28 protein-coding genes and 1 pseudogene are annotated in these 25,697 nt (G+C 60.2%); 26 read left to right on the top strand and 3 right to left on the bottom strand.

Going from position 1 to position 25,697, the window contains the following annotated elements; translation table 11 throughout:
• Nucleotides 1-123 (top strand): annotated as a pseudogene (locus tag ICY20_RS14665) (S49 family peptidase); the annotation flags it as partial.
• Between the two features lie 133 nt (nucleotides 124-256).
• Here the strand turns inward: ICY20_RS14665 and ICY20_RS14660 are convergent.
• Nucleotides 257-835: a Maf family protein gene (locus ICY20_RS14660; RefSeq protein WP_194937797.1), complete on the bottom strand. Its 579-nt coding sequence runs from the start codon at nucleotides 833-835 to the stop codon at nucleotides 257-259.
• 105 nt (nucleotides 836-940) lie between these two features.
• Here ICY20_RS14660 and ICY20_RS14655 point away from each other — a divergent pair, with 105 nt between their 5' ends.
• The 20 genes from ICY20_RS14655 (at nucleotide 941) to ICY20_RS14560 (ending at nucleotide 18,576) form a co-directional block, all read left to right on the top strand.
• The gene (locus ICY20_RS14655; protein WP_071483177.1) at nucleotides 941-1,471 is read left to right on the top strand and encodes a YceD family protein; all 531 of its coding nucleotides are present in this window, start codon (nucleotides 941-943) and stop codon (nucleotides 1,469-1,471) included.
• 13 nt (nucleotides 1,472-1,484) lie between these two features.
• A complete protein-coding gene (rpmF, locus tag ICY20_RS14650) occupies nucleotides 1,485-1,667 on the top strand; it encodes a 50S ribosomal protein L32 (protein WP_008152339.1) in 183 nt (60 codons plus the stop codon).
• Nucleotides 1,668-1,671: 4 nt separating this feature from the next.
• On the top strand, nucleotides 1,672-2,682 hold the full coding sequence (gene plsX / locus ICY20_RS14645) for a phosphate acyltransferase PlsX (RefSeq protein ID WP_159961402.1): 1,011 nt from the start codon (nucleotides 1,672-1,674) through the stop codon (nucleotides 2,680-2,682).
• Between the two features lie 126 nt (nucleotides 2,683-2,808).
• Nucleotides 2,809-3,747 carry an ACP S-malonyltransferase gene (gene fabD / locus ICY20_RS14640; RefSeq protein WP_122514644.1) on the top strand — a complete coding sequence of 313 codons (939 nt, stop codon included), beginning with the start codon at nucleotides 2,809-2,811 and terminating at the stop codon, nucleotides 3,745-3,747.
• Between the two features lie 19 nt (nucleotides 3,748-3,766).
• Nucleotides 3,767-4,510 carry a 3-oxoacyl-ACP reductase FabG gene (gene fabG, locus ICY20_RS14635; protein WP_122485050.1) on the top strand — a complete coding sequence of 248 codons (744 nt, stop codon included), beginning with the start codon at nucleotides 3,767-3,769 and terminating at the stop codon, nucleotides 4,508-4,510.
• A gap of 191 nt (nucleotides 4,511-4,701) precedes the next feature.
• Nucleotides 4,702-4,938, top strand: coding sequence for an acyl carrier protein (gene acpP, locus ICY20_RS14630; RefSeq protein ID WP_007987170.1), 237 nt, complete (start codon nucleotides 4,702-4,704; stop codon nucleotides 4,936-4,938).
• Nucleotides 4,939-5,047: 109 nt separating this feature from the next.
• Complete coding sequence (gene fabF / locus ICY20_RS14625; RefSeq protein WP_194937796.1) at nucleotides 5,048-6,292, top strand: beta-ketoacyl-ACP synthase II; 1,245 nt, start codon at nucleotides 5,048-5,050, stop codon at nucleotides 6,290-6,292.
• Nucleotides 6,292-7,107: an aminodeoxychorismate lyase gene (gene pabC, locus ICY20_RS14620; protein WP_194937795.1), complete on the top strand. Its 816-nt coding sequence runs from the start codon at nucleotides 6,292-6,294 to the stop codon at nucleotides 7,105-7,107. Before fabF ends, pabC begins: the two co-directional genes overlap by 1 nt.
• Before the next feature lies 1 nt (nucleotide 7,108).
• The gene (mltG, locus tag ICY20_RS14615) at nucleotides 7,109-8,209 is read left to right on the top strand and encodes an endolytic transglycosylase MltG (RefSeq protein ID WP_194937794.1); all 1,101 of its coding nucleotides are present in this window, start codon (nucleotides 7,109-7,111) and stop codon (nucleotides 8,207-8,209) included.
• Between the two features lie 19 nt (nucleotides 8,210-8,228).
• Nucleotides 8,229-8,861, top strand: coding sequence for a dTMP kinase (gene tmk, locus ICY20_RS14610; protein WP_194937793.1), 633 nt, complete (start codon nucleotides 8,229-8,231; stop codon nucleotides 8,859-8,861).
• Nucleotides 8,854-9,843 carry a DNA polymerase III subunit delta' gene (locus tag ICY20_RS14605; protein ID WP_159961414.1) on the top strand — a complete coding sequence of 330 codons (990 nt, stop codon included), beginning with the start codon at nucleotides 8,854-8,856 and terminating at the stop codon, nucleotides 9,841-9,843. Before tmk ends, ICY20_RS14605 begins: the two co-directional genes overlap by 8 nt.
• 63 nt (nucleotides 9,844-9,906) lie before the next feature.
• Nucleotides 9,907-10,692, top strand: coding sequence for a TatD family hydrolase (locus tag ICY20_RS14600; protein ID WP_159961416.1), 786 nt, complete (start codon nucleotides 9,907-9,909; stop codon nucleotides 10,690-10,692).
• Nucleotides 10,693-11,137: 445 nt separating this feature from the next.
• Nucleotides 11,138-11,791 carry a TetR/AcrR family transcriptional regulator gene (locus tag ICY20_RS14595; protein WP_135292187.1) on the top strand — a complete coding sequence of 218 codons (654 nt, stop codon included), beginning with the start codon at nucleotides 11,138-11,140 and terminating at the stop codon, nucleotides 11,789-11,791.
• Nucleotides 11,792-11,906: 115 nt separating this feature from the next.
• Nucleotides 11,907-12,875, top strand: coding sequence for a GTP 3',8-cyclase MoaA (locus ICY20_RS14590; protein ID WP_159961418.1), 969 nt, complete (start codon nucleotides 11,907-11,909; stop codon nucleotides 12,873-12,875).
• A 204-nt stretch (nucleotides 12,876-13,079) separates the two neighbouring features.
• Nucleotides 13,080-13,685: a DUF4823 domain-containing protein gene (locus ICY20_RS14585; protein ID WP_159961420.1), complete on the top strand. Its 606-nt coding sequence runs from the start codon at nucleotides 13,080-13,082 to the stop codon at nucleotides 13,683-13,685.
• A 30-nt stretch (nucleotides 13,686-13,715) separates the two neighbouring features.
• Nucleotides 13,716-14,276: a DUF1285 domain-containing protein gene (locus ICY20_RS14580; protein WP_159961430.1), complete on the top strand. Its 561-nt coding sequence runs from the start codon at nucleotides 13,716-13,718 to the stop codon at nucleotides 14,274-14,276.
• A 70-nt stretch (nucleotides 14,277-14,346) separates the two neighbouring features.
• Entirely contained in the window at nucleotides 14,347-15,060 is a 714-nt protein-coding gene (locus ICY20_RS14575; RefSeq protein ID WP_194937792.1) for a GntR family transcriptional regulator, read from the top strand.
• Nucleotides 15,057-16,058: an ADP-ribosylglycohydrolase family protein gene (locus ICY20_RS14570; RefSeq protein ID WP_194937791.1), complete on the top strand. Its 1,002-nt coding sequence runs from the start codon at nucleotides 15,057-15,059 to the stop codon at nucleotides 16,056-16,058. Before ICY20_RS14575 ends, ICY20_RS14570 begins: the two co-directional genes overlap by 4 nt.
• Before the next feature lie 153 nt (nucleotides 16,059-16,211).
• Nucleotides 16,212-17,678 (top strand): purine-cytosine permease family protein, encoded by a 1,467-nt coding sequence (locus ICY20_RS14565; protein WP_194937790.1) that lies wholly within the window; start codon nucleotides 16,212-16,214, stop codon nucleotides 17,676-17,678.
• Complete coding sequence (locus ICY20_RS14560) at nucleotides 17,671-18,576, top strand: PfkB family carbohydrate kinase (protein WP_159961438.1); 906 nt, start codon at nucleotides 17,671-17,673, stop codon at nucleotides 18,574-18,576. Before ICY20_RS14565 ends, ICY20_RS14560 begins: the two co-directional genes overlap by 8 nt.
• A gap of 143 nt (nucleotides 18,577-18,719) precedes the next feature.
• On the opposite strand, the gene ICY20_RS14555 is transcribed toward ICY20_RS14560, so the two are convergent.
• Together ICY20_RS14555 and ICY20_RS14550 are read right to left on the bottom strand one after the other, a co-directional pair.
• On the bottom strand, nucleotides 18,720-19,046 hold the full coding sequence (locus tag ICY20_RS14555) for a hypothetical protein (protein ID WP_194937789.1): 327 nt from the start codon (nucleotides 19,044-19,046) through the stop codon (nucleotides 18,720-18,722).
• Nucleotides 19,047-19,080: 34 nt separating this feature from the next.
• On the bottom strand, nucleotides 19,081-20,289 hold the full coding sequence (locus ICY20_RS14550; RefSeq protein WP_194937788.1) for an MFS transporter: 1,209 nt from the start codon (nucleotides 20,287-20,289) through the stop codon (nucleotides 19,081-19,083).
• 184 nt (nucleotides 20,290-20,473) lie between these two features.
• On the opposite strand from ICY20_RS14550, the gene ICY20_RS14545 reads away from it, so the two are divergent.
• From ICY20_RS14545 to araH, 5 genes are all read left to right on the top strand, one after another.
• Entirely contained in the window at nucleotides 20,474-20,953 is a 480-nt protein-coding gene (locus tag ICY20_RS14545) for a GNAT family N-acetyltransferase (RefSeq protein WP_010208407.1), read from the top strand.
• 237 nt (nucleotides 20,954-21,190) lie between these two features.
• On the top strand, nucleotides 21,191-22,012 hold the full coding sequence (locus ICY20_RS14540; RefSeq protein WP_159961444.1) for an SDR family oxidoreductase: 822 nt from the start codon (nucleotides 21,191-21,193) through the stop codon (nucleotides 22,010-22,012).
• A gap of 35 nt (nucleotides 22,013-22,047) precedes the next feature.
• Nucleotides 22,048-23,028 carry a substrate-binding domain-containing protein gene (locus ICY20_RS14535; RefSeq protein ID WP_194937787.1) on the top strand — a complete coding sequence of 327 codons (981 nt, stop codon included), beginning with the start codon at nucleotides 22,048-22,050 and terminating at the stop codon, nucleotides 23,026-23,028.
• Nucleotides 23,025-24,524 carry an L-arabinose ABC transporter ATP-binding protein AraG gene (gene araG / locus ICY20_RS14530; RefSeq protein ID WP_194937786.1) on the top strand — a complete coding sequence of 500 codons (1,500 nt, stop codon included), beginning with the start codon at nucleotides 23,025-23,027 and terminating at the stop codon, nucleotides 24,522-24,524. Before ICY20_RS14535 ends, araG begins: the two co-directional genes overlap by 4 nt.
• 19 nt (nucleotides 24,525-24,543) lie before the next feature.
• Nucleotides 24,544-25,509, top strand: a complete 966-nt coding sequence (araH, locus tag ICY20_RS14525; RefSeq protein WP_122485031.1) for an L-arabinose ABC transporter permease AraH — start codon at nucleotides 24,544-24,546, stop codon at nucleotides 25,507-25,509.
• Nucleotides 25,510-25,697 lie beyond the last annotated feature (188 nt).

The raw sequence follows: 25,697 nt of genomic DNA, 5'->3' as shown, positions 1-25,697 counted from the left end.
AAAGAGTTGGTGTACTTCCCCGTGCAGTATACGCCGTTTGACCGGTTCTCCAAGAAACTGGGTGCCAGTGTGGCGGAGAAGTTGGCGCTGTATATGGGTTTCCAAGGCCCGGCGCTGCGCTGAGATCTTGAGCCTGATGTAGATCAAAATGTGGGAGGGGGCTTGCCCCCGATTGCGGTGTGTCAGCTACAGGTGAGCTGGCTGATCCACCGTCATCGGGGGCAAGCCCCCTCCCACATTTGGTTTTCGGTGTGCTTTAAGGGATTTGCACGCCTTCGGACAGAAGCATGTCCACCAGTCGGATCAGCGGCAAACCCACCAGGCTGGTGGCATCCGGCCCTTCCGTGCTCTGGAACAAGCTCACCCCCAACCCCTCAGCCTTGAAGCTGCCCGCACAGTCATACGGCTGCTCAACCCGCAGATAGCGCTCGATCCGCTCCACATCCAGCTCACGCATCTGTACGGTAAACGGCACACAATCGACCTGGCAGTGGCCCGTCTCGGTATTCAGCAGCGCCAGCCCGGTCAGAAAGCTGACCCGCTTGCCGCTGGCAGCCAATAACTGTTCGCGGGCATTTTCAAAGGTGTGGGGCTTGCCGATAATGCGTCCTTCGAGCGCCGCCACCTGGTCGGAGCCGATGATCAAATGTCCTGGATGGCTCGTAGCAAGGGCGCGGGCTTTCTCTTCTGCCAGACGCTTTACCAGCTCCCCGGCGGACTCATTTGCGCGGTGGCTTTCGTCGATATCCGGCGAGCTGCAGGTAAATGGCAGGTGCAAGCGGCTCAACAATTCCCGGCGATAAACCGAGCTGGATGCGAGTAATAAAGGCAGCATGGGTGTCTCCTCAAGGCAGCGCAGGATTCTAGCTGCGTGACCGGCTGACGCACAGGGCTGAATTTCCTTTGACATGGCTGGGGGCATCCCTATAATGCTGCGCCTATGTTGAATGACCCGATTCCACCTCACGTTGACCCGCGCAAATTGGCTGATCGTGGCACTTCCCTTCAAGGTGAGTTGCTGCTGGCCGATTTGGAGAGACTCTGCGACCCGCTTTCCGACACCGTCGGTACGGTCCAGGCTAAATTCGTTTTTGAACGAGATGAACGTAAATCTGTGGTAATCCACAGCTTTATCGACACCGAGGTCAAAATGGTTTGCCAGCGTTGTCTTGAGCTGGTCACCCTGCCGATTCACAGCGAGTGCAGTTATGCTGTGGTGAAGGAGGGTGCGAATACCCAGTCGTTGCCGAAAGGTTATGACGTGCTGGAACTGGGCGAAGATCCATTGGATCTGCATGCACTGATCGAGGAGGAGCTTCTGCTCGCCTTGCCCATTGTGCCTGCTCATCATCCGGAAGAATGCCAGCAGCCGGAGGGGCTCGATGACGAGCTCGAACCGAGCGAGGACGAGGTAACGCGGTCCAACCCGTTCAGTGTATTGGCGCAGTTAAAGCGTGACCCAAACGTTTAGGAGTTAATCAATTATGGCTGTTCAGCAGAACAAAAAATCCCGCTCTGCCCGTGACATGCGTCGTTCGCACGACGCTCTGACGGCGAGCACTCTGTCTGTAGAAAAAACCACCGGTGAAATTCACCTGCGTCACCACGTATCGCCAGAAGGCGTATACCGTGGTCGTAAAGTGATCGACAAGGGCGCTGACGAGTAATCACTTGTCTGCTCTAGTCATCGCGATAGACGCAATGGGCGGGGACTTCGGTCCCCGCAGCATTGTCCAGGCCTGCATCGCCAGCCTGAATGCTACTCCCTCGCTGCACCTGACCCTCGTCGGTCAACCCTCCTTACTTGAAGAACTGATTGCCAGCCATCCGGCTGTGGATCGCGCGCGCCTGACGATTACGCCAGCCAGCGAAACCATCGGCATGGATGAAAAGCCGGCGGCTGCCCTGCGTGGCAAGCCTGACTCTTCAATGCGGGTGGCGCTTGAGTTGCTGCGTGATGGCAAGGTGCAAGCCTGTGTCAGTGCCGGCAATACGGGGGCGTTGATGGCGTTGTCGCGTTTTGTGCTCAAGACGCTGCCCGGGATTGATCGGCCTGCCATGGTCGCGGCGATCCCGACGCAGAAAGGCTATTGCCAACTGCTGGACCTAGGGGCAAACGTCGATTGCAGTGCCGAACACCTGCTGCAGTTCGCTCTAATGGGTTCGGTGGCCGCCGAAGCGCTGGGCGTGAGCCGTCCGCGGGTGGCATTGCTGAATATCGGCACCGAGGACATCAAGGGCAATCAGCAGGTCAAGCTCGCTGCCACCTTGTTGCAAGGTGCGCGGGGCTTGAACTACATCGGTTTCGTCGAGGGGGATGGCGTGTACCGGGGCGAAGCCGATGTGGTGGTGTGTGACGGATTTGTTGGCAATATCCTGCTTAAATCCAGTGAAGGCCTGGCGACGATGATTGCCACGCGTATCGAGTCGCTGTTCAAGCAAAACCTGGCGTCGCGGGTGGTAGGTGCCCTGGCATTGCCGCTGATGCGTCGCCTGCAGGCTGACCTGGCACCGGCGCGCCATAACGGTGCGAGTTTTCTGGGGCTACAGGGCATTGTGGTGAAGAGCCATGGCTCGGCGGGTGTAGAGGGCTTTCAAAGTGCCATTGCGCGGGCCCTGATCGAGATTCAGGAAAACCTGCCACAGCGCTTGCACGGCCGCCTTGAGGACCTGTTGCCTTAGGCGAATCGGCCCGGAAATGCTTAAATGTGACCGGCCAGTTCAATTGACCATCCAATCTGTCAGTTTCGTGCGCTCCCATTGTAGGAGTGCGCATTTTTGACGACCAGATCATTAGGGGCTTGTTACATGTCTACATCCCTCGCATTCGTCTTTCCAGGGCAGGGTTCGCAGTCCCTCGGCATGTTGGCCGAGCTGGGCGCGCAATACCCGCTGATCCTGGACACTTTCAAGGAAGCTTCCGACGCCTTGGGTTACGACCTGTGGGCACTGACCCAGCAAGGGCCGGAAGAGCAGCTTAATCAAACCGACAAAACCCAGCCGGCCATCCTGACCGCTTCGATCGCCCTGTGGCGCTTGTGGTTGGCAGAAGGCGGCGCGCGCCCGGCATTTGTGGCTGGTCACAGCCTGGGCGAATACAGCGCCCTGGTTGCCGCCGGCAGCCTGACCCTCGCTGAAGCGGTCAAGCTGGTCGAGCGTCGTGGTCAACTGATGCAAGAAGCCGTTCCGGCCGGGCAGGGCGGCATGGCCGCTATCCTGGGCCTGGACGACGCGGTAGTGATCGAAGCCTGCGCCGAAGCGGCACAGGGTGAAGTGGTCAGCGCCGTGAACTTCAACTCCCCTGGCCAGGTGGTGATCGCCGGTGCCAAGGCTGCCGTTGAGCGCGCTATCGAAGGCTGCAAGGCTCGTGGCGCCAAGCGTGCGTTGCCGTTGCCGGTGAGCGTGCCATCGCATTGCGAACTGATGCGCCCGGCCGCCGAGCGTTTCGCCGAGTCCATCGCTGCCATCAATTGGCAAGCGCCGCAGATCCCGCTGGTGCAGAACGTCAGCGCGGCCGTTGCCGCCGACCTCGACACCCTCAAGCGCGACCTGCTAGAGCAGCTCTACAAACCCGTACGTTGGGTTGAATCGGTCCAGACCCTGGCTGCCAATGGCGCCACCGAGCTGGTTGAATGCGGCCCGGGCAAAGTCCTGGCCGGCCTGAACAAGCGCTGCGCCGACGGTGTGTCGACCGCTAACCTCAATACCCCGGATGCCTTTGCTGCCGCTCGCGCAGCACTGGCCTGAAGCATTAGGAGAAGCCTGCATGAGTCTGCAAGGTAAAGTTGCACTGGTTACTGGCGCCAGCCGTGGCATTGGCCAGGCGATTGCCCTGGAACTGGGTCGTCAAGGCGCCGTCGTGATCGGCACTGCTACGTCCGCCTCGGGCGCCGAGCGTATCGCCGCGACCCTGAAGGAAAACGGCGTGCAGGGCACCGGCCTTGAGCTGAACGTGACCAGCGATGAATCCGTGGCAGCTGTATTGGCCCAGATCACTGCCGAGTTCGGCGCGCCGGCTATTCTGGTGAACAATGCCGGTATCACCCGCGACAACCTGATGATGCGCATGAAAGACGACGAGTGGTATGACGTAGTCGATACCAACTTGAACAGTCTGTTTCGCCTGTCCAAGGGCGTTTTGCGCGGCATGACCAAGGCGCGTTGGGGCCGAATTATCAATATTGGCTCTGTAGTGGGTGCCATGGGCAACGCAGGCCAAGTAAACTATGCATCCGCCAAGGCCGGCCTGGAAGGTTTCAGCCGTGCACTGGCACGTGAAGTCGGCTCGCGGTCGATTACGGTCAACTCGGTAGCCCCTGGGTTCATCGATACCGATATGACCCGCGAACTGCCCGAAGCACAGCGTGAAGGTTTGCTGACGCAGATTCCGCTGGGCCGTCTGGGCCAGGCTCAAGAGATCGCGAATGTGGTTTCTTTCCTGGCATCCGACGGTGCGGCATACGTGACTGGGGCTACAATCCCGGTGAACGGCGGGATGTACATGAGTTAAATTGTGACGGATCGCTTCAAAAAAATGTCATACGAGCTGTCTAAAATCCGTTATAAAGCTGCAACTTAATTTATAGGCAGGTGGCCGACCGGGTACGTGGTGAAGCTTTCAGTTGAAAAGCTGAAATGGCTTTCTATACACTTACCCACTGGCCAGCTGCCTGAATTTGTCCATTAGGAGTTAAACAAGGTATGAGCACCATCGAAGAGCGCGTCAAGAAAATCGTTGCCGAGCAACTGGGCGTTAAAGAAGAAGAAGTGGTCAACACTGCTTCCTTCGTTGAAGACCTGGGTGCCGATTCCCTTGACACCGTTGAGCTGGTGATGGCTCTGGAAGAGGAATTCGAGACCGAAATCCCGGACGAAGAAGCTGAAAAAATCACTACTGTTCAAGCTGCTATCGACTACGTTACTGCCCACCAGGCGTAATAGTTTTTAGTCGTCGCTTGCTGTTGGGAAAAACCGCACTGCTGTTACAGCGTGCGGTTTTTTCTTTAGCTCCAAAGCAAAGTGTCGTCATTAGAAAAAGGAGAGTGCTGTGTCGCGTAGACGCGTCGTAGTCACCGGTATGGGTATGTTGTCGCCACTGGGTACGGATGTGCCGAGCAGTTGGCAGGGCATTCTGGCTGGCCGCAGTGGTATTGGTCTGATCGAACACACGGACCTTTCTGCCTATTCCACCCGTTTTGGCGGCTCGGTAAAGGGTTTCAATGTCGAGGAATACCTCTCGGTCAAAGAGTCCCGCAAACTCGACCTGTTCATTCAATACGGCCTGGCAGCCGGTTTTCAGGCAGTGCGTAACGCCGGCCTGGAAGTCACCGACGCCAACCGTGAGCGCATCGGCGTGGCCATGGGTTCGGGTATTGGCGGTCTGACCAATATCGAAGAAACCAGCCGCACGCTGCACGATACTGGCCCCCGTCGAATTTCACCGTTCTTCGTGCCGGGCTCGATCATCAATATGATTTCCGGCTTCCTGTCTATCCACTTGGGTGCACAGGGGCCTAACTACGCCATCGCCACGGCGTGCACCACCGGTACGCATTGCATCGGCATGGCGGCGCGCAATATCGCCTACGACGAAGCCGACGTGATGATCGCCGGCGGTGCCGAGATGGCTGCCTGCGGCCTCGGCATGGGCGGCTTCGGCGCGTCCCGTGCGCTGTCGACTCGCAATGACGAGCCGACCCGTGCCAGCCGTCCGTGGGACAAGGGCCGTGACGGTTTCGTGCTGTCCGACGGCGCCGGTGCCCTGGTATTGGAAGAGTTGGAACACGCCAAAGCGCGTGGTGCCACTATCTATGCCGAGCTGATCGGCTTTGGCATGAGCGGCGACGCTTACCACATGACTTCGCCACCATCCGACGGTGCCGGTGCTGCACGTTGCATCACCAACGCCTTGCGCGATGCGAAGGTCAATACCGACCAGGTGCAGTACATCAACGCCCACGGCACTTCCACGCCGACAGGCGACCTGGCGGAGGCCGAAGCCATCAAGTCGGTGTTCGGCGAGCACGCCTACAAGCTGGCGGTCAGTTCCACCAAGTCCATGACCGGTCACCTGTTGGGTGCGGCGGGCGCGGTCGAGGCGATCTTCAGCGTGATGGCCATCAAGGATCAGGTCGCTCCGCCGACCATCAACCTGGATGAGCCGGACGAAGGGTGCGACCTGAACTTCGTACCTCACGAAGCGCAGCCGATGCCGATCGACGTAGCGATCTCCAACTCGTTCGGCTTTGGTGGCACCAACGGTTCCCTGGTGTTCCGCCGGTTCGCCGAGTAATGGAAAGCTGGGTCGACGGTCAGCCAGCGGACAGCGTGCCGCTCAAAGATCGCGGCCTGGCGTATGGCGATGGGCTGTTTGAAACCATCGCCGTCAAGGCTGGGCAGCCTGTGCTGCTTGAACGTCACCTGCATCGCCTCCAAGAGGGTTGCAGGCGTTTGGCACTGGTTGCGGATCATGGGTTGGTGCGCAGCGAAGTGCTGGCCTATGCCGTCGCCTTGGGTGACGGTGTACTCAAGTTGATCCTCACGCGTGGCGACAGCCTGCGCGGTTATGGCATTAACCCCGGCGCGCCCGTGCGCCGTATCTTGCAGGGCAGTGCGCCTGCTACCTATCCCCAAGCCCATGGAACCGACGGTATCCGCCTGTTTCCGTGCGCTACCCGCTTGGCCGAGCAGCCGTTGCTCGCTGGCCTCAAGCACCTCAATCGCCTGGAACAGGTGATCGCCCGCGCCGAATGGCAGGATGCTAAATACGCTGAAGGTTTGATGCAGGATTTATCCGGCCGGGTCATTGAAGGCGTATTCAGCAATCTGTTCCTGGTGCGCAATGGCTTGTTACGAACTGCCGATCTAAATCGTTGCGGCGTTGCCGGGGTGATGCGCGCCGAGATTCTCGCCCAAGCGCAAGCCCTGGGCATCCCGGTGGCCGTGGCTGACATCAGTCTTGAGCAATTGCAGCAGGCTGACGAAGTCTTTGTGTGCAACAGCGTTTATGGCATTTGGCCTGTGCGCGGGTACGCTGCGATGAGCTGGCCGGTTGGGCCGCTCACCCGTAAACTGCAGGGCATTGTTCGCGCACTATTGGATATTTGAGTTGATACGAAAACTGGTTGTACTGCTGCTGATCGGTCTGTTCACGGCGGCTTTGCTGTTGGGCTATTCGGCCTGGAAGTTTGACTCTGCCTTGAAGCAGCCCTTGAACCTGACCGCAGAGCAATTGCTCGATGTTCCGGCAGGGGCGACCCCCACCGGCACATTCAATCGCCTTGAGGCCGACGGTGTTATCGACGGCGCCTTCTGGCTGCGCCTGTACTGGCGCTTCAACCTCGACGGCCAGCCGCTGCACAGTGGCGAATACCGCATGACCCCCGGCATGACGGCCCAGGGCCTGATCGGCCTGTGGCAGCGCGGCGAAGTGGTGCAATACAGCCTCACCCTGGTAGAGGGCTGGAATTTCCGCCAAGTGCGCTCAGCCTTGGCCAAGCATGAAAAGATCGTCCAAACCCTCTCGGGTCTGACCGACAGCGAAGTGATGGAAAAACTCGGCCACCCCGGTATTTTCCCGGAAGGCCGGTTTTTCCCGGACACCTACCGCTTCGTGCGCGGCATGACCGACGTCGAATTCCTGAAAAAAGCCTACAACCGTCTGGACGATGTCCTCGCCCAGGAGTGGAGCAAACGCGCCGCCGACGCGCCCTACACCGAACCCTATCAAGCGCTGATCATGGCTTCTCTGGTGGAGAAAGAAACCGGTGTGCCCGAAGAGCGCGGGCAGATTGCCGGCGTATTTGTGCGTCGCTTGAAAATCGGCATGCTGTTGCAGACCGACCCCACGGTGATCTACGGCCTGGGTGAGCGCTACAACGGCAAGTTGACCCGTGCGCACCTCAAGGAAGCCAACCCTTACAACACTTATACGATTGCTGGCTTGCCGCCGACGCCGATTGCCATGGTCGGTCGTGAGGCGATCCATGCGGCACTGAACCCGGTACCGGGCAGCAGCCTGTATTTCGTCGCCCGTGGCGATGGCAGCCATATTTTTTCCGATAACCTGGATGCGCATAATGCGGCCGTGCGTGAGTTTCAGCTCAAGCGCCGTGCTGATTACCGCTCCAGCCCGGCACCGGTGGTAAAACCGTCGCAAGAGGCAACACCAAATGCCGACGCGCCTGCCGAGCCGCAAAGCCCGCAATGACTCTGACTAAGGACTGCCCGTGACTGGCTTGTTTATTACCCTGGAAGGCCCGGAAGGCGCCGGCAAAAGCACCAACCGCGATTACCTGGCCGAGCGTTTACGTGCCGAAGGGATCGAAGTGGTGCTGACCCGTGAGCCCGGCGGTACGCCGCTGGCCGAGCGCATCCGCGAAGTACTGCTGGCCCCAGGTGAAGAACAGATGAACCCGGACACCGAGTTGCTGCTGGTATTCGCCGCCCGTGCCCAGCACCTGGCCGAAGTGATCCGCCCGGCACTGGCTCGCAGTGCCGTGGTAATTTGCGACCGCTTCACCGATTCCACCTACGCCTACCAGGGCGGTGGCCGGGGCTTGTCCCTAGCGCGCATCGCCACCCTGGAAACCTTCGTCCAAGGCGATCTACGCCCCGACTTGACCCTGCTTTTCGACCTTCCGGTGGAAGTCGGCATGGCCCGCGCCAGCGCCCGTGGTCGCCTGGACCGCTTCGAGCTCGAAGGTCAGGCGTTCTTCGACGCCGTTCGCACTGCATTCCTTAAACGTGCAGAGGCCGAGCCTGCGCGTTATCACCTGCTGGACGCTGCCCAACCGCTGCCTCAGGTGCAACAAGCCATCGATGCCCTGATGCCGGCCCTGCTGGAGCGCGCCCGTGGCTGAAGCCTACCCCTGGCAAGACAGCCTCTGGCAGCAATTGGCCGGCCGTGCCCAGCACGCTCACGCCTACTTGCTACATGGGCCGATCGGCATCGGCAAGCGCGCGCTCGCCGAGCGCTTGATGGCCAGCCTGTTGTGCCAGCGCCCGGTTAGCCTTGAGGCGTGCGGCGAGTGCAAATCCTGTCTTCTGCTCAAGGCCGGCAGCCATCCGGACAACTATCTGCTGGAGCCCGAAGAGGCCGACAAGGCGATCAAGGTCGACCAGGTACGTGACCTCGTCAGCTTCGTAGTGCAGACCGCGCAGATGGGCGGGCGCAAAGTGGTCTTGATCGAGCCGGTGGAGGCGATGAACATCAACGCCGCCAACGCCTTGCTCAAAAGCCTGGAAGAACCATCGGGCGATACCGTGCTGTTGCTGGTGAGCCATCAGTCCAGCCGTTTATTGCCGACTATTCGCAGCCGTTGCGTGCAGCAGGCGTGCCCGTTGCCCAGCGAGGCCATGAGCCTTGCGTGGTTGGGGCAGGCACTGCCAGAGTGCAGCGAAGCAGAACGGGTCGAATTGTTGACCCTGTCGGCGGGCTCCCCACTGGCCGCCGTGAAGCTGCAAGCCCAGGGCGTTCGTGAACAACGGGCGCTGGTGGTGGACGGTGTGAAAAAACTGCTTAAGCAGGAACTGTCTGCCACTCAACTGGCCGAAAGCGCCTGGAAGGATATTCCGCTGTTGCTGCTGTTCGACTGGTTCTGCGACTGGTCCAGCCTGATCCTGCGCTACCAGTTGACCCAGGACGAGAACGGCCTCGGCCTGCCGGACATGCGCAAAGTGGTGCAGTACCTCGCGCAGAAAAGCGCCCAGGACAAGGTGCTCAACATTCAGGACTGGATCCTTGCCCAGCGCCAGAAGGTCCTTGGCAAGGCCAACCTCAACCGCGTGCTGTTGCTCGAAGCGCTGTTGGTGCAGTGGGTTGGCTTGCTCGGCCGCCGTTAATTTCCGTGGCCGACGGGTGTATCGTCGGCCAGACCCCTTCCGTGATTAAAGTTGTAACTTCCTATGCTCGTAGATTCCCACTGCCACCTTGATCGCCTCGACCTTGCCCAGCACGGCGGCTCGCTTGATGCTGCCCTCGACGCTGCTCGCCAGCGTGGGGTAGGGCACTTCCTGTGCATCGGCGTCAGCGCCGAAAATGCTGCCGACGTCAAAGCCCTGGCCGAGCGTTATGCCGATGTGGATTGCTCGGTGGGCATCCACCCGCTCGACCTCAAGCCCGGCGAAGCCCCGGCCCTCGACTGGCTGCTGGGCGAACTTAACCACCCGCGCGTAGTGGCCATTGGCGAAACCGGCCTGGATTACCACTACGAACCCGAAGCCGCCGAGTTGCAGCAGGCCTCCTTTCGCCTGCACCTGCAAGCCGCCCAGCAGACCGGCAAGCCCGTGATCGTTCACACCCGTGGCGCGCGGGCCGACACCCTGACCTTGCTGCGCGAAGCGGCGCTGCCTCAGGCTGGCGTGCTGCATTGCTTCACCGAGGACTGGGACATGGCCAAGGCGGCCCTCGACCTGGGGTTCTACATCTCCCTCTCGGGTATCGTCACGTTCCGCAATGCCGACGCCCTGCGCGATGTGGCGCGCCAAGTGCCAGCCGACCGCTTGCTGGTAGAAACCGACTCGCCCTACCTGGCGCCCATTCCCCATCGCGGCAAGCCGAACCTGCCGGAGTACGTGCGCGATGTAGCGGATTACCTGGCGATGCTGCGGGGTGAGTCTGTTGAGCGTTTTGCCGAACAGACGACCGAGAACTTCAAACGCCTGTTCCCGCTGGCCCACGTCGCTATTTAACGTTGCCAAATCGCAGGCAAAAAAAACCCGGGTTCTGGGGGGTGAATCCGGGCTAAGACCATTAGGAGTAAAACAAGGGTACACGGTCCGTTGGTACCCAGGTCGGCGCGTCACTTGGGGGAGATGTCACGCCGACAGTTCAAGTATTGATCAGTATCTGATTCAGTCCAGTCGCGACTGGTCGTTTTTTAAACAGATTTGGAATACGCGCGCTTCGCTTGAGTTCTCATCAAGCCGGTGCACGGGCTTAGTTGTTGCGTATTATTTCTGACTGATATGGATGAAAACGTTGGCGCGCTGAAAGTAAAGTGCATGGCGGGTTCACATAGACGTTGCTCATCGACCATTCAGTCGGGATAATCCCTCGCACTGGGTAAATCGTATCGCCTCGTATCCGTGGCCCTGCGCAACCCTCCCTCTATTCATCTCTGCAGACCTTTTCCTCATGCACAAAGAACCCCGTAAGGTCCGTGAGTTTCGCCGCCGTGAGCAGGAAATTCTCGACACCGCGCTCAAGTTGTTTCTCGAACAAGGTGAAGACAGCGTCACCGTCGAGATGATCGCGGATGCCGTGGGTATCGGTAAAGGCACGATCTACAAGCACTTCAAGTCCAAGGCTGAAATTTACCTGCGCCTTATGCTCGATTACGAGCGTGATTTGAACGAGCTGCTGCATTCGGCCGATGTCGACAAGGACAAGGAAGCCCTGTCCCGCGCCTACTTTGAGTTCCGCATGCGTGACCCGCAGCGTTACCGTCTGTTCGATCGCCTGGAAGAGAAGGTGGTCAAGGGCCATCAGGTGCCGGAAATGGTCGAGGAACTGCACAAGATCCGCGCCTCGAACTTTGAACGCCTGACCCTGCTGATCAAGGGCCGTATCAGCGAAGGCAAGCTCGAAGACGTGCCGCCATATTTCCACTATTGCGCCGCCTGGGCCTTGGTGCATGGCGCCGTAGCGCTGTACCACTCGCCGTTCTGGAGCAATGTGCTGGAAGATCAGGAAGGTTTCTTCCAGTTCCTGATGGACATCGGCGTGCGCATGGGCAACAAACGCAAGCACAGCAGCGAGCCACCACCGGCCGAAATCCCCGCAACCTAAGGATTTGCTGCCACGCACAGTACCCCAGGAATATACTCAGGCAAGGACCCTTGCTAAAAGTTGATTTATCAGTCAGCTTTTAGCGCGCCCGAACTATCCTCTGCCGGAGTGATCCATGATCGTTGATCGTCAAGGCAGGCGTTTTCGCAATTTGCGGATCAGCCTGACCTCAGCCTGCAATTATGCGTGTACCTACTGCGTGCCCAATGGCAAGCGGCTGGTGGCTGCCCAGGACGAACTCTCGGCCGAGGCCATGGCCCGTGGTGTGGCGTATCTGATCGAGGCGGCCGGCATCGACCGCCTGCGCATCACCGGCGGTGAGCCGTTGGTCAGCCCCAAGCTCGAAGCTTTCATGGGCGCAGTGGGTAAGATGGGCCTGAGCGATATCAGCCTGACCACGAACGGCCAACTGCTCGCACGCAAATTGCCGCTGTTGGTGGACGCTGGCATCAAGCGCATCAACGTTTCCCTCGATACCCTGGATGCCGACGCCTTTCGCAGCATCGCCCGTGGCGGCGACCTGGCCACCGTGCTCGATGGCATGGACCAGGCCCGCGCCGCTGGCATCAAGATCAAAGTCAATATGGTGCCCTTGCGCGGCCAGAACCTGGACCAGGTGATGCCGCTGCTCGATTACTGCCTGGAGCGTGGCTACGAGCTGCGTTTTATCGAGCTGATGCGCATGGGCCACCTGGCCAAGGACTCCAACGCGTTTTTGCAGCAATTTGTCAGCCTGCAGCAACTGCTCAGCCTGATCGGCGAACATCACGAGTACCTGCAAGCCAATGCGCCGGTGGACGCCACGGCGGTGCGCTATGAAGTGCCGGGCAAGGGCTACTTCGGGGTGATCGCCAACGAAAGCGTGCCGTTCTGCCGGACGTGTTCGCGGCTGCGGCTGTCCTCGACCGGTTGGTTGCATGGTTGTTTGTCGTCGAGCAATCGTCATTATGTCGGCGACTTGCTGGACCTGCCGCGCCACCAGGCGTTGCCGGCGCTGCAAGGCTTGTTGGTGAAGGCCTTGGGTGACAAGCAGGAAGTGGCATTCTCCGGCGGCGCGACCATCATGAAGATCATTGGCGGCTGACCCAATCCTCAAGATCACATAGAACCAACGTGGGAGGGGGCTCGCCCCCGATAGCGGTGTATCAGCCAACTAATCTCTAGCTGACCCACCGCCATCGGGGGCAAGCCCCCTCCCACATTTGATCTGTGTTGCTTCTGAATGGCGCGGATTCTGCATCTCACGCCCATTCGCCGGTTTTCCGTCACCGGCTTTTGGAGGATTAGGATGCGTAGTCTGGTTTTGTTGCTGGCGTCATTGACGCTGACAGGTTGCATGACCGTCAGCGATATGGCCGAAGGCACCCGTTATCAGATGAGTGACGCCGGGCTGCTGGACCACAGCGACACCCGCCGTACCAACTCGGTCCGCGTGCAGCCGGACTCCTTTATCTTCATTGCCCAAGGCGCCTTCGTGCCGCCGGGCAGCGCCTATCCGCGCCCGAACGTGGTGGCTGAAGAAGCCTTCAACGGTTTTGTCGAATACTTCCCCATGGTGCGCCGTGCCCGTCAGGCTGAAGGCCTGGAGCAGGCCATGGCCGAGGCACGCGGCGCGGGTGCGCATTACTTGCTGTATTGCCGTTTTGCGGCAGCCGATGACCGCATCGGCAACGCCGATGAGTGGGCTGATCAAGAGGCCCTCGACCGGGTTGGCTTGGACACGGGCGTGATCCAGGTCATGCTGATCGAGACCAGCACCCAGTATTTGATTGATACTGTGCGCATTCGCAATCGTGGCGGTTTACTGACGTTCCACGACAACCGGCCACAAGACTTGATCGCCCGCCCCCTCGCGCAATACGCACGGAGCCTGCTGGGCATGAGTGATCAGTAACCCAGAATCAGTAACCCAGAGGAGAGCCCCATGACCGATTCCGCCAAGGCCGTTGATCTGTTGGCCCAACTGCCCAAGGGCAAGGGACCGGCGCCGGTGCACCTGTGGAACCCCGATTTTTGCGGCGACATCGACATGCGCATCGCCCGCGACGGCACCTGGTTCTACCAGGGCACGCCGATCGGGCGTAAGCCGATGGTCAAGTTGTTCTCCAACATCATTCGCCGCGATGGCGATGATTATTTTCTGATCACTCCCGTAGAAAAAGTCGGCATCAGCGTCGAAGATGCGCCGTTTGTCGCCATCACGTTGGAAGTGGAGGGCGAGGGCGAGTACCAGTTGTTGCGCTTTACCACCAACGTCGATGACGTCATCGAAGCCGACATTGAACACCCGCTGCGGGTGGTGATCGACCCCGTTACCCAAGAACCGTCGCCCTATCTGCGGGTGCGCACCAACCTTGAAGCCCTGGTGCATCGCAACGTGTTCTACCAACTGGTGGAGCTGGCGGTGAGCCGTCCGATCAACGGTCAGAACTGGCTCGGCGTCTGGAGCGGTGGGGAATTTTTCCGCATTGGCCTGGAGCCCTGAGGCTGGTTTTTTCATCTCCCTGAAATAATTCGCTTGCTGCACACGGGCGCTTTCGGTTATCAATTTGTACATGATTAGACATGTTCGATTTGATAAGAAAAAACGCGTCGTCGATGAGCTTATCCGCCGTATTGAAGGTGGGGTCATGGTCGATGGCTTTCTGTTGCCCGGCGAGCATCAACTGGCCGAAGAATTTGCTGTCAGCCGTGGCACCTTGCGTGAAGCCCTTGCCGAGCTCAAACGCCGCAACTACATCGCCACCCAGAGCGGCGTGGGCTCCATCGTCACGTTTGACGGCATGGTGCTCGACCAGCGCAGCGGTTGGGCGCAAGCCCTGGCCGACACCGGGGCACGGGTCAACACCGACATCCTGCGCCTCGAAGCCGTGACCCGTACGGACCTGTCCAGCCGTTTTGGCACCGATCAATTTATCGCCCTCGACCGCCTGCGCTACACCACCGATGGCGCCGCCGTGTCGCTGGAACGCTCGCTGATGCCGGCGTCCGGCGGCCTGGAAAGCCTGCCAAGCGTCGGCCTGATCGACAACTCCCTGACCATCACCCTGGCGGCCTACGGTTATGTCGGTGCCGAGGGCGACCAATGGATCGGCGCCGAGCCGCTTAGCGATGAAGACGCCGAACTGCTTGGCCGCCCGGCGGGCACGGTGTTCCTCAAGGCGTCGCGCACCACCTATGACCGTCGCGAGCGTTTCATGGAACACGTCGAAAGCTTGCTCGACCCTTTGCACTTTCGCTTGCATCTTCAATTTGGACACTCGAAATGACCCCGCACACTCGCGCCCTCGGCGCTTTCTACGGCCTGGCTCTGGGCGATGCGTTGGGCATGCCCACCCAGTCCTTGAGCCGCGAACAGGTGCAACAGCGCTTTGGCGCGATCACCGCCCTGGAAGATGCTGGCGCCGACCAACCCATCGCACCGAACATGCCCGCCGGTTCCATCACCGATGACACCGAGCAGGCCGTTCTGGTCGGCCAATTGCTGGTCGAAGGCCAGGGCAAGATCGAACCCACCGTGCTCGCCCAACGCCTGATCGATTGGGAAGCCGTGATGCGCGCCAAGGGCTCACAGGACTTGCTCGGCCCGTCCACCAAACGCGCCATCGACATGATTCTCGCCGGCCACACGCCAGAGGAGTCCGGGCGCTACGGCACCACCAATGGCGCGGCCATGCGCATTACGCCCGTGGGCATTGCTGCAGACGTCAACGACCCCGCGCAATTTATCCAGGCGGTGATCCAGGCTTGCCAAGTCACCCACAACACCACCCTCGGCATCTCCAGCGCAGCGGCGGTGGCGGCAGTGGTCTCGGCCGGGATCAACGGCGTGGACCTGGGCGAAGCGCTGAACATCGGCACCCAGATTGCCCAACAGGCTGAAAATCATGGCCACTGGATTGCAGGCGGACGCGTCTCTACGCGCATCAGTTGGGCGCGCACCTTGAGCGTGGGCAGTGGCGACAAGGCCCTGTTCGCCGACCTGCTGTACGAGTTGATCGGCACGTCGGTGGCGTCCCAGGAGTCGGTGGTGGTGTCGTTTGCCCTGGCTCAGCAGGTAGCCGTGGGCGACATGAATGCGTTCGAAGCGCTGTGCCTGGCGGCCAGCCTGGGGGGCGACACCGACACGATTGCCGCGATTCTTGGTGCGATGCTGGGTGCCTGCCTGGGCATGCAGTGCTGGCCCGAGGCGATGATCGAGCAGGTCAAGCGCGTCAATGGTTTGGATCTACAGCCGCTAGTGCAAGGGCTACTCCAATTGCGCTGAACACCACAGATCAAAATGTGGGAGCTGGCTTGCCTGCGATAGCAATCTTTCAGTGATTGCATCAGTGACTGACACGCCGTCATCGCAGGCAAGCCAGTTCCCACACAGATATTTGCCACAACCACAACAATATCGGCATCAGGAGCACCCCTCATGAGCAGCACCCCTTCCGGCCAAAACGCCGGGCAATTGGAAACACGCGGCATCGAACCGGTCCCTGAAGGCGAGTGCAACGGCCACCCGCTGCAACTCTTTTGGGTGTGGTTCGCGGCCAATATCAGCATCCTCGGCTTGCCGTTGGGCGCGACGCTGGTGGCGTTTCGTGGTCTGGCGATCTGGCAGGCAATTATCGTGGCCATCCTCGGCGCGGCCGGCTCCTTCGCGGTGGTGGGTATCATCTCTATCGCTGGCCGCCGGGGCCGTGCACCGAGCCTCACGCTGTCGCGCGCCATCTTCGGGGTGCGCGGCAATATCGGGCCGACGCTGGTGTCGTTGATGTCGCGCCTGGGTTGGGAGACGGTCAACACCACCACCGCCGCCTTTGTGTTGCTGTCGCTGTGTTCGATTCTGTTCGGCACCGCAGTAGAAGCCAAAAGTGCGCCGGTGCTGACGCTGATATTTATCGCGATTTTCGTGCTGCTGACCCTGTCGGTGTCCGGCTTGGGCCATGCCACCTTGCTGGTGATTCAGAAGTGGGCCACCTACGTGTTTGGCGCGCTGAATATCCTGGTAGGCGGCTTCCTTTGCGCCACTATCGACTGGAGCGCGGTGTTCAATGCCACCCCGGCACCGCTGAGCGCGATGATCATCGGTGTTGGCACCATGGCCGCGGGCACCGGCATCGGGTGGGCCAACGCCGGTGCCGACATGTCGCGCTACCAGCACCGCAGCGTCAAGGCTGTGCGCCTGGTGGCATCGGCCGCATTCGGTGCGGGCATTCCGCTGGTGCTGTTGATCACCCTGGGCGGCCTGCTGTCGGTGGGCAACAATGACCTGGCCTCGGCCACCGACCCGATCATCGCGATCCGCGACATGCTGCCGACCTGGATGGCGGTGCCGTACCTGATTACCGCGTTTGGCGGGCTGTTGCTGTCGAACAACCTGTCGGTGTACTCGGCGGGTCTCACCACCTTGACCCTGGGCCTTAAGGTCAAGCGCGTGCATGCGGTGATCGTCGATATCGTGGCGATCTTCGCCGGTTCGATCTACTTCATGCTGATCGCCGATAGCTTCTACGGCCCGTTCATCACCTTCATTTCGCTGCTGGCGGTGCCGATCACGGCATGGGTCGGCATCTTTGTGGTCGACCTGATCCACCGTCACCACTACAGCCCCAACGACTTGCTCGACGTCAGCCCAAGCAGTGCCTATTGGTACCGCGGTGGTGTGGAATGGCGCGCATTCGGTGCCTGGGCACTAGCGATTGTGCTGGGTTTCAGTTTCACCACCATCGGCACCACTGCCGAAAACATCTGGTTCGCCGGGCCGTTGTCCGACTCTTGGCTGGGCCACAATGGCCTTGGCTGGATTGTCACCTTCCTGGTGGCTGGCGGGATTTATGCAGTATTGGGCGGCGCGTCTGACCGTCGCCCGGCGTTGGTAGAGAGTCATCATGTCTAGATTGCTGCACACCGGCCAAGTCATCGTCGACTTGGTCATGGCCCTCGACACCTTGCCTGCGAGCGGTGGCGACGTGTTGGCGCAGTCCGCCAGTTTCGAAGCTGGCGGGGGTTTCAACGTGATGGCGGCCGCACGACGCAATGGCTTGCCGGTGGTGTACCTCGGTCGCCATGGCAACGGCCGCTTCGGCGACCTCGCCCGCGCAGCCATGCACGCCGAAGGCGTTGAGATGGCCCAGGCAGCCAGCACCAATAAGGACACGGGCTTGTGTGTGTCGCTGACCGAGGCCACCACTGAGCGCACGTTCATTTCCCATCTTGGTGCCGAAGGTGAGTTGAGTGCCGAGGACCTGGCCCGCGTGTCGCCGCAGCCGGGCGACTACGTGTATGTCAGCGGCTACAGCCTGTTACTGGAAGGCAAAGCGCAGGCGCTGCTGGATTGGGTCGTAGCGTTGCCGCGCGAGATCACCGTGGTATTCGACCCAGGCCCGTTGGTGAAAGCGCCGGGTTCGTCGCTGATGGTGGCGCTGTTGCCACGTATCGATATCTGGACCAGCAACGGCCCGGAGGCGTTGGCATTTACCGGTTCGAGCACGCTGGCGCACGCATTGACTGCGTTGAAAAGCCATCTGCCCGAGCGCGCGATATTGATCGTGCGTGATGGCCCGAACGGCTGCTGGGTGAATGCCGAGCATGTGCCGGGCTTCAAGGTCAAAGCCGTGGACAGCAACGGCGCGGGGGACGCGCATGCAGGGGTGTTTATCGCGGGGTTGGCCAATGGCCTGAAACCAACTGATGCAGCCCGCCGCGCCAACGCAGCAGCGGCCTTGGCGGTGACACGTTGGGGCCCGGCGACATCCCCTGGCACTGGCGAAGTCGACGCCTTACTCACTCAATAGGCTGGATCAAAAATGTGGGAGGGGGCTTGCCCCCGATAGCGGTGTATCAGTCAACTTATTTGTAGCTGACTCACCGCAACCGGGGGCAAGCCCCCTCCCACACAAACGCGCCCCACAGTTTGATGTGTGTGAGGCTACTTCCCTTAAGGCACAGGCTGTTTAGGCGCCCCCGGAATGTTCGAGTCATCGCCTTTATTGATCTTCGGTTCATTCACCGCAGGGCCCATCTTGCCGTTACCCACCGCTGGCGGGCTTTGACGCCCAGTGTCCTGGCCTTTGGTGTGCGGGTCGGCGCTGTTGCTGTTATCGACCGCACCGTTGTTGATTTCCAGTCCAGTGCCCATGGATTTCTGGGACTCGCTGGTGGACGGGTTGGTGGTACCGGTGGACGAGTCAGCTGCAAAACCGCTCAACGAAACCGAAGACAGCAGACCTGCAAAGGCGAGTGCGGCAAACTTGGAATGCTTCATGAGGGTGTCTCCCTAGGATTAATGTCCTTACCCTCTATTGGTCCGCCCCCATCGCGTGTTCGTGCCTTGATGGCGACGAACGGCGCGCTAACAGCCGTGCAACAGCGATCAACCAGTTGAGCAACGCCACCGTCACCACACTCAGCAGCAACGTCGGCAACCCGTACTCGACGATGAGCTTGCCAGCCAGCCACGGAAACCCGAATACCCCGACAAAGTACGCCAGGCTGAACAACAGCAACGCCTGAGACGTAGTGCCGGGCGGTGCTTCGTTGGCCACCAACCCGTTAATCACCGAATACGTCAGGCCATAACCCACGCCCAACGTAACGGCTGCCAGCAGGTAACTGAAACTGCCCGACACGCTGAAGCTGAACATCAACACCGACACCAGCATCAGCCCCGACAACACACACGCCGCCCGGTAGGCGTCACGCTTGACCACAAACCCGGCGATCAGCAAGCGGCTGGTGATGGCCGCACTCAGGAAGCCTGCGAAGAACAGCGAATAGTCCACTGCATGGGCGGCTGCATAACTGGTCTGGAACGACGACAACCCGCCGAACACGCAACCGCCCAGGCCGACCATAATGATCGCGAACACCGCTTTGGACGACAGCACCCGGCGGGTCGCCTTCCAAGAGATTTTTGCCGTAGTCACCTGGCCCTGTTGTTTGAGTTGTGCCCCCAGGCGCCAGAACAACAGCACCCCGACAAAGCTGGCCGCGGCAGCGATGTAAAACGCGGTGGTCAACGGCCACCCCAGAGCACTGGCCGCACGCCCCAGCAAGGGGCCGGCACCGATGCCACTCATCATGCTGCCCGACAGCAAGGCAAAATATTTTGCCCGCTGCTGCGGCGTCACCAGCATGGCCACGATCATCGGCCCCAAGGTGTAGAACACCCCCCAACCCAGCCCCAGGGCCAGGCCGAACACCATCAGGCCCAGGCCAAACCCTGGCATCAGCGCAAAGCCCAGGCAGGCCACCACCAACAGCAACCCCATCCCTGCAATGGCCCGCGCCGCGCCCCATGTATCGGACAAATGCCCAGAGATCACCACCGCCACAAAGGTGCTGAGCATCGCCGTGGAAATCACACTGCCCGCATCGTGCTCATTGCCGCCACGGGTGTGGATCAGCAACGACAATAAGAAAGTCGAACCGTAGGACAGCGACAGCAAAAAACTGGCGAAGCAAAACAGGGCGAACAGCTTGGTACTCACCGGGGAGGGCGCGTGCATGGGAGGGCCTGGAAGTCGTTGGAGTTATGACCAACTTTTTACCACGCACGCCCCAAGCGATTGTTGTGTGGTTGGTGGTGCCAGCGTTAGCCGCCGACGGAGTAACGCCCGCGTTGAAATTGCACTGCAATCAGTCATCAAAGCGCCTTAGTATGTGTGCTTTGAAAATTGCCAAGGCTCGCCCATGACCATCGAGATTCGCCCCGCCGTGCCCAGCGATGCTGCGCAGATCCTGACTTTCATCACTGAGCTTGCCGAGTACGAGAAGGCCCGGCACGAAGTGATCGCCAGTGTGGTGGACATCGAGCGCAGCCTGTTCAGCGAAGGCGCCACCGCCCATGGCCTGATCTGTTTGCGCGATGGTTTACCGATTGGTTTCGCGGTGTTCTTTTTCAGCTACTCCACCTGGTTGGGCAGTAACTGCCTGTACCTCGAAGACCTGTACATCAACCCTGAACAACGCGGCGGCGGCGCTGGCAAAAAACTGCTGCGCCACCTGGCCAAGATCGCCTTCGACAACGGCTGTGGGCGTTTCGAATGGAGCGTGCTGGACTGGAACGAGCCGGCGATTGCCTTCTACAAATCCATCGGCGCCCAGCCCCAGGAAGAGTGGGTGCGCTACCGCATGGAAGGCGATGCGTTGCGGGATTTTGCCTTGGGTTGAAAATACCTTTAGAAAACACTGACGTTCAAATGTGGGAGGGGGCTTGCTCCCGATAGCGGTGTATCAGTCGACATCTGTACTGACTGAACAACCGCTATCGGGAGCAAGCCCCCTCCCACATTTTTTACAGTCTTGATCAATATATGGGACGCAAATTTATATATTGAGATATTCCAAAAGATGGGTTTATAGTCGGCCGCATCAGCCCTCACTACCAAAAATAAAACAGGTGAAGCGATGCAGGCACAACCGTTGTCACTCCCCGCCGTGCCCGAGCCCACCTATGGCGAACGGCTCAAAGGCAAAGTGGTAGTCATCACCGGCGCCGCCCAAGGCATTGGCGAGGCCATCGTTGCGTGCTTCCAGGCCCAGCAGGCACGGCTGGTGATTGCGGATATCCAGGGCGACAAAGTCGAAAAAGTCGCCGCCCACTGGCGCGAACGCGGTGCCCAGATCTACGCGCAACCGGTCGATATCACGTCAAAAGATCAATGGCAGTCACTGGTCGACCTGGCCATCGAGCGCTTCGGCCGTGTGGATGTGCTGATCAACTGCGCCGGGGTCAACGTGTTCCGTGACCCACTCGAAATGACCGATGAAGACTGGCGCCGGTGCTTCGCCATCGACCTCGATGGCGCCTGGTACGGCTGCCGTGCGGTGTTGCCGCACATGATCGGGCAGGGCATCGGCAACATCATCAATATTGCCTCCACCCATTCCAGCCACATTATCCCTGGCTGCTTTCCCTATCCCGTGGCCAAGCACGGCTTGCTCGGCCTAACCCGTGCCCTCGGCATCGAATACGCGCCCAAGGGCATCCGCGTAAATGCCATCGCGCCGGGCTATATCGAAACCCAGCTCAACGTCGATTACTGGAACGGCTTCCCCGACCCCCACGCCGAACGCCAGCGCGCCTTCGACCTGCACCCGCCCAAGCGCATCGGCCAGCCGGTGGAGGTGGCGATGACGGCGCTGTTCCTGGCCACCGACGAGGCGCCCTTTATCAATGCCACCTGCCTGATGATCGATGGCGGGCGGTCTGTGATGTACCACGACTAAAACCTGCAGCTCTCAATAACAACAAGAGGTAGCTCATGTTCAAGAAGACGCTAGGCGCAGTGGCGCTCGCAATGGCATTCAGCGGTGTTGCGCTGGCCGAAGAAGTGAAGATCGGCTTTTTGGTCAAGCAGGCCGAAGAACCCTGGTTCCAGACCGAATGGGCCTTCGCCGAAAAAGCCGGCAAGGAACACGGTTTCACCGTGATCAAGATCGCCGTGCCCGACGGCGAGAAGACCCTCTCGGCTATCGACAGCCTGGCCGCCAATGGCGCCAAGGGCTTTGTGATCTGCCCGCCGGACGTGTCCCTCGGCCCGGCCATCGTCGCCAAGGCCAAGGCCAACGGTTTAAAAGTGATGGCCGTGGATGATCGCTTCGTCGATGCCAAGGGCAACTTTATGGAAGACGTGCCGTACCTGGGCATGGCCGCGTTTGAAGTGGGCCAGAAACAAGGCGCCGCCATGGCCGCCGAAGCGAAAAAACGCGGCTGGGACTGGAAAGACACCTACGCCGTCATCAACACCTACAACGAGCTCGACACCGGTAAAAAACGCACCGACGGTTCGATAAAATCCCTGGAAGAGGCCGGCATCCCCAAAGACCACATCCTCACCGCCGCCCTCAAGACTCTCGACGTACCCGGCAGCATGGACGCCACCAACTCAGCGCTGGTCAAACTGCCCAGCGGCGCCAAAAACCTGATCATTGGCGGCATGAACGACAACACCGTACTGGGCGGCGTACGCGCCACCGAAAGCGCCGGCTTCAAGGCGGCCAACGTGATCGGCATCGGCATCAATGGCACTGACGCCATCGGTGAATTGAAGAAAGCCGACAGCGGCTTCTTCGGCTCCATGCTGCCCAGCCCGCACATCGAGGGCTACAACACCGCGCTGGCGATGTACGAGTGGGTGACCACCGGTAAAGAGCCGGCGAAATACACAGCGATGGACGAAGTCACCCTGATCACCCGCGCCAACTTCCAGGAAGAGTTGACCAAAATCGGGCTGTGGAAATGACCGGCGCGGCCCTGCGCTTCAACGGCATCGGCAAGGAGTTTCCCGGTGTGAAAGCCCTGGCGCAGATCAGCTTTGAAGCGCGGCCGCACCAGGTACACGCGTTGATGGGCGAGAACGGCGCGGGCAAGTCGACGCTGCTGAAAATCCTCGGCGGCGCCTACATTCCCAGCAGCGGCTCATTGCAGATTGGCGAGCAGGTCATGGCCTTCAAAAACGCCGCCGACAGCATTGCCAGCGGCGTGGCAGTGATTCACCAGGAGCTGCACCTGGTGCCCGAAATGACCGTGGCCGAGAACCTGTTTCTCGGGCATCTACCCACCCGTTTCGGTGTGGTCAATCGCCGCCAGTTGCGCAAGCAGGCGCTGGCGTGTCTCAAGGGGTTGGCGGATGAAATCGACCCAGACGAGAAACTCGGTCGCCTGTCCTTGGGCCAGCGCCAACTGGTGGAAATCGCCAAGGCGCTGTCCCGTGGCGCCCATGTAATCGCCTTCGACGAGCCCACCAGCAGCCTGTCGGCGCGGGAGATCGACCGCTTGATGGCGATCATCACGCGCCTGCGGGACGAGGGCAAAGTGGTGCTCTACGTGTCGCACCGCATGGAGGAAGTGTTCCGCATCTGCAATGCGGTCACGGTGTTCAAGGACGGCCGCTACGTGCGTACGTTCGAGGATATGAGCGCGCTCACCCATGACCAGTTGGTGACCTGCATGGTCGGCCGGGATATTCAGGACATCTACAACTACCGTCCGCGTGAGCAGGGTGAGGTGGCGTTGAAAGTGGATGGGTTGCTCGGCCCTGGTTTACGCGAGCCAGTCAGTTTTCAGGTCCGCAAAGGCGAGATTCTCGGCCTGTTCGGGCTAGTGGGGGCAGGGCGCACTGAGCTGTTTCGCCTGCTGAGCGGCTTGACCCGCAGCACTGTCGGCCGCCTGGAACTGCGTGGCGAAACCCTGCAATTGCGCTCACCCCGCGACGCCATTGCCGCCGGTGTGCTGCTGTGTCCGGAAGACCGCAAGAAGGAGGGCATCATCCCGCTGTCCAGCGTGGCCGAAAACATCAACATCAGTGCCCGTGGTGCGCATTCGGCCTTTGGCTGGTTGTTGCGTGACGGCTGGGAAAAGGCCAACGCCGACCAACAGATCAAGGCGATGAAGGTCAAGACGCCCAACGCCGAACAGAAAATCATGTACCTCTCCGGCGGTAACCAACAGAAGGCCATTCTTGGCCGCTGGTTGTCGATGCCGATGAAAGTGCTGCTGTTGGATGAACCCACGCGGGGCATCGATATCGGCGCCAAGTCGGAGATCTACCAGATCATCCATAACCTGGCCGCCAGCGGTATTGCGGTGATCGTGGTGTCCAGCGACCTGATGGAAGTGATGGGCATCAGCGACCGCATCCTGGTAATGAGTGAAGGCGCCCTGACCGGCGAACTTACCCGTGACCAAGCGGATGAAGCGCGGCTGTTGCAACTGGCTCTCCCGCGTTCGCGGGCTTGAAGAATTCGAGGGTGAAGGTATGTCACAGGTGAAAACTGCAAAGGGCTTCTGGCCGGGCTTCAACCAGCGCAAGTTCCTCGACGACTGGGTGATGCTGCTCGCAGCGTTGGGCATCTTTGTGCTCAGTGCGTTGTTTATCGACAACTTCCTTTCGCCGCTGAACATGCGCGGCCTGGGCCTGGCGATTTCCACCGTGGGCATCGCCGCCTGCACCATGTTGTTCTGCCTGGCGTCGGGGCATTTCGACCTGTCGGTGGGCTCGGTGATCGCCTGCGCCGGCGTGGTGGCGGGCATCGTGATTCGCGACACCGACAGCGTGGTACTCGGCGTGTCGGCGGCGTTGGCCATGGGGCTGGTGGTGGGGCTGATCAACGGCATCGTCATCGCAAAGCTGCGCATCAATGCGTTGATCGCGACGTTGGCGACCATGCAGATCGTGCGTGGCCTGGCCTACATCTTCTCCAACGGCAAGGCGGTGGGGGTGATGGATGAAGGCTTCTTCGTGTTCGGCAACGGCCAACTGCTGGGTGTACCGGTGCCGATCATCATCACGGTGCTGTGCTTTGTGTTTTTTGGCTGGTTGCTCAACTACACCACCTACGGTCGCAACACCATGGCCATCGGCGGTAACCAAGAAGCGGCGTTGTTGGCGGGGGTGAACGTTGATCGCACCAAGATCATCATCTTTGCCGTGCACGGGTTGATTGGCGCATTGGCCGGGGTGATCCTCGCCTCGCGCATGACCTCGGGCCAACCGATGATCGGGCAGGGGTTCGAGCTGACGGTGATCTCCGCGTGTGTGTTGGGCGGGGTGTCGTTGAGCGGTGGGATCGGCATGATTCGGCATGTGATTGCCGGGGTGTTGATTTTGGCGATCATTGAGAATGCGATGAACCTGAAGAATATCGACACGTTCTACCAGTACGTGATCCGGGGCTCCATCCTGCTGCTGGCCGTCATCATCGACCGCATGAAACAACGCTGAAATCTTTGGTGTATGAGGACTAAATGTGGGAGGGGGCTTGCTCCCGATAGCAGTGTGTCAGCCAGCACATCTATAGCTGAACCACCGCTATCGGGAGCAAGTCGAATCGTCGCACCGCCCCTCCCACATTTGGATCTCCACTGTATTGAGGTTCGTCATTTGCCATAATGGCGCCGTTTTCGTACTTC

The sequence above is a fragment of the Pseudomonas pisciculturae genome (assembly GCF_015461805.1).
Taxonomy (GTDB): Bacteria; Pseudomonadota; Gammaproteobacteria; order Pseudomonadales; family Pseudomonadaceae; genus Aquipseudomonas; species Aquipseudomonas pisciculturae.
Note: the sequence above shows the minus strand (reverse complement) of the source record. Positions and strands in the feature narration are given on the sequence as shown.

Excerpts from the sequence above, each read along its gene's own strand:
- ICY20_RS14535 (WP_194937787.1), top strand. The coding sequence starts at position 22,048 with ATGTTCAAGAAGACGCTAGGCGCAGTGGCGCTCGCAATGGCATTCAGC.
- ICY20_RS14655 (WP_071483177.1), top strand. The coding sequence starts at position 941 with ATGTTGAATGACCCGATTCCACCTCACGTTGACCCGCGCAAATTGGCT.
- ICY20_RS14560 (WP_159961438.1), top strand. The coding sequence starts at position 17,671 with ATGTCTAGATTGCTGCACACCGGCCAAGTCATCGTCGACTTGGTCATG.
- ICY20_RS14660 (WP_194937797.1), bottom strand. The coding sequence starts at position 835 with ATGCTGCCTTTATTACTCGCATCCAGCTCGGTTTATCGCCGGGAATTG.
- ICY20_RS14540 (WP_159961444.1), top strand. The coding sequence starts at position 21,191 with ATGCAGGCACAACCGTTGTCACTCCCCGCCGTGCCCGAGCCCACCTAT.
- ICY20_RS14565 (WP_194937790.1), top strand. The coding sequence starts at position 16,212 with ATGAGCAGCACCCCTTCCGGCCAAAACGCCGGGCAATTGGAAACACGC.
- pabC (WP_194937795.1), top strand. The coding sequence starts at position 6,292 with ATGGAAAGCTGGGTCGACGGTCAGCCAGCGGACAGCGTGCCGCTCAAA.
- ICY20_RS14585 (WP_159961420.1), top strand. The coding sequence starts at position 13,080 with ATGCGTAGTCTGGTTTTGTTGCTGGCGTCATTGACGCTGACAGGTTGC.
- ICY20_RS14595 (WP_135292187.1), top strand. The coding sequence starts at position 11,138 with ATGCACAAAGAACCCCGTAAGGTCCGTGAGTTTCGCCGCCGTGAGCAG.
- acpP (WP_007987170.1), top strand. The coding sequence starts at position 4,702 with ATGAGCACCATCGAAGAGCGCGTCAAGAAAATCGTTGCCGAGCAACTG.
- ICY20_RS14555 (WP_194937789.1), bottom strand. The coding sequence starts at position 19,046 with ATGAAGCATTCCAAGTTTGCCGCACTCGCCTTTGCAGGTCTGCTGTCT.
- araG (WP_194937786.1), top strand. The coding sequence starts at position 23,025 with ATGACCGGCGCGGCCCTGCGCTTCAACGGCATCGGCAAGGAGTTTCCC.
- fabD (WP_122514644.1), top strand. The coding sequence starts at position 2,809 with ATGTCTACATCCCTCGCATTCGTCTTTCCAGGGCAGGGTTCGCAGTCC.
- ICY20_RS14570 (WP_194937791.1), top strand. The coding sequence starts at position 15,057 with ATGACCCCGCACACTCGCGCCCTCGGCGCTTTCTACGGCCTGGCTCTG.
- rpmF (WP_008152339.1), top strand. The coding sequence starts at position 1,485 with ATGGCTGTTCAGCAGAACAAAAAATCCCGCTCTGCCCGTGACATGCGT.
- ICY20_RS14545 (WP_010208407.1), top strand. The coding sequence starts at position 20,474 with ATGACCATCGAGATTCGCCCCGCCGTGCCCAGCGATGCTGCGCAGATC.
- ICY20_RS14600 (WP_159961416.1), top strand. The coding sequence starts at position 9,907 with ATGCTCGTAGATTCCCACTGCCACCTTGATCGCCTCGACCTTGCCCAG.
- ICY20_RS14590 (WP_159961418.1), top strand. The coding sequence starts at position 11,907 with ATGATCGTTGATCGTCAAGGCAGGCGTTTTCGCAATTTGCGGATCAGC.
- ICY20_RS14580 (WP_159961430.1), top strand. The coding sequence starts at position 13,716 with ATGACCGATTCCGCCAAGGCCGTTGATCTGTTGGCCCAACTGCCCAAG.
- araH (WP_122485031.1), top strand. The coding sequence starts at position 24,544 with ATGTCACAGGTGAAAACTGCAAAGGGCTTCTGGCCGGGCTTCAACCAG.
- ICY20_RS14575 (WP_194937792.1), top strand. The coding sequence starts at position 14,347 with ATGATTAGACATGTTCGATTTGATAAGAAAAAACGCGTCGTCGATGAG.
- fabG (WP_122485050.1), top strand. The coding sequence starts at position 3,767 with ATGAGTCTGCAAGGTAAAGTTGCACTGGTTACTGGCGCCAGCCGTGGC.
- ICY20_RS14550 (WP_194937788.1), bottom strand. The coding sequence starts at position 20,289 with ATGCACGCGCCCTCCCCGGTGAGTACCAAGCTGTTCGCCCTGTTTTGC.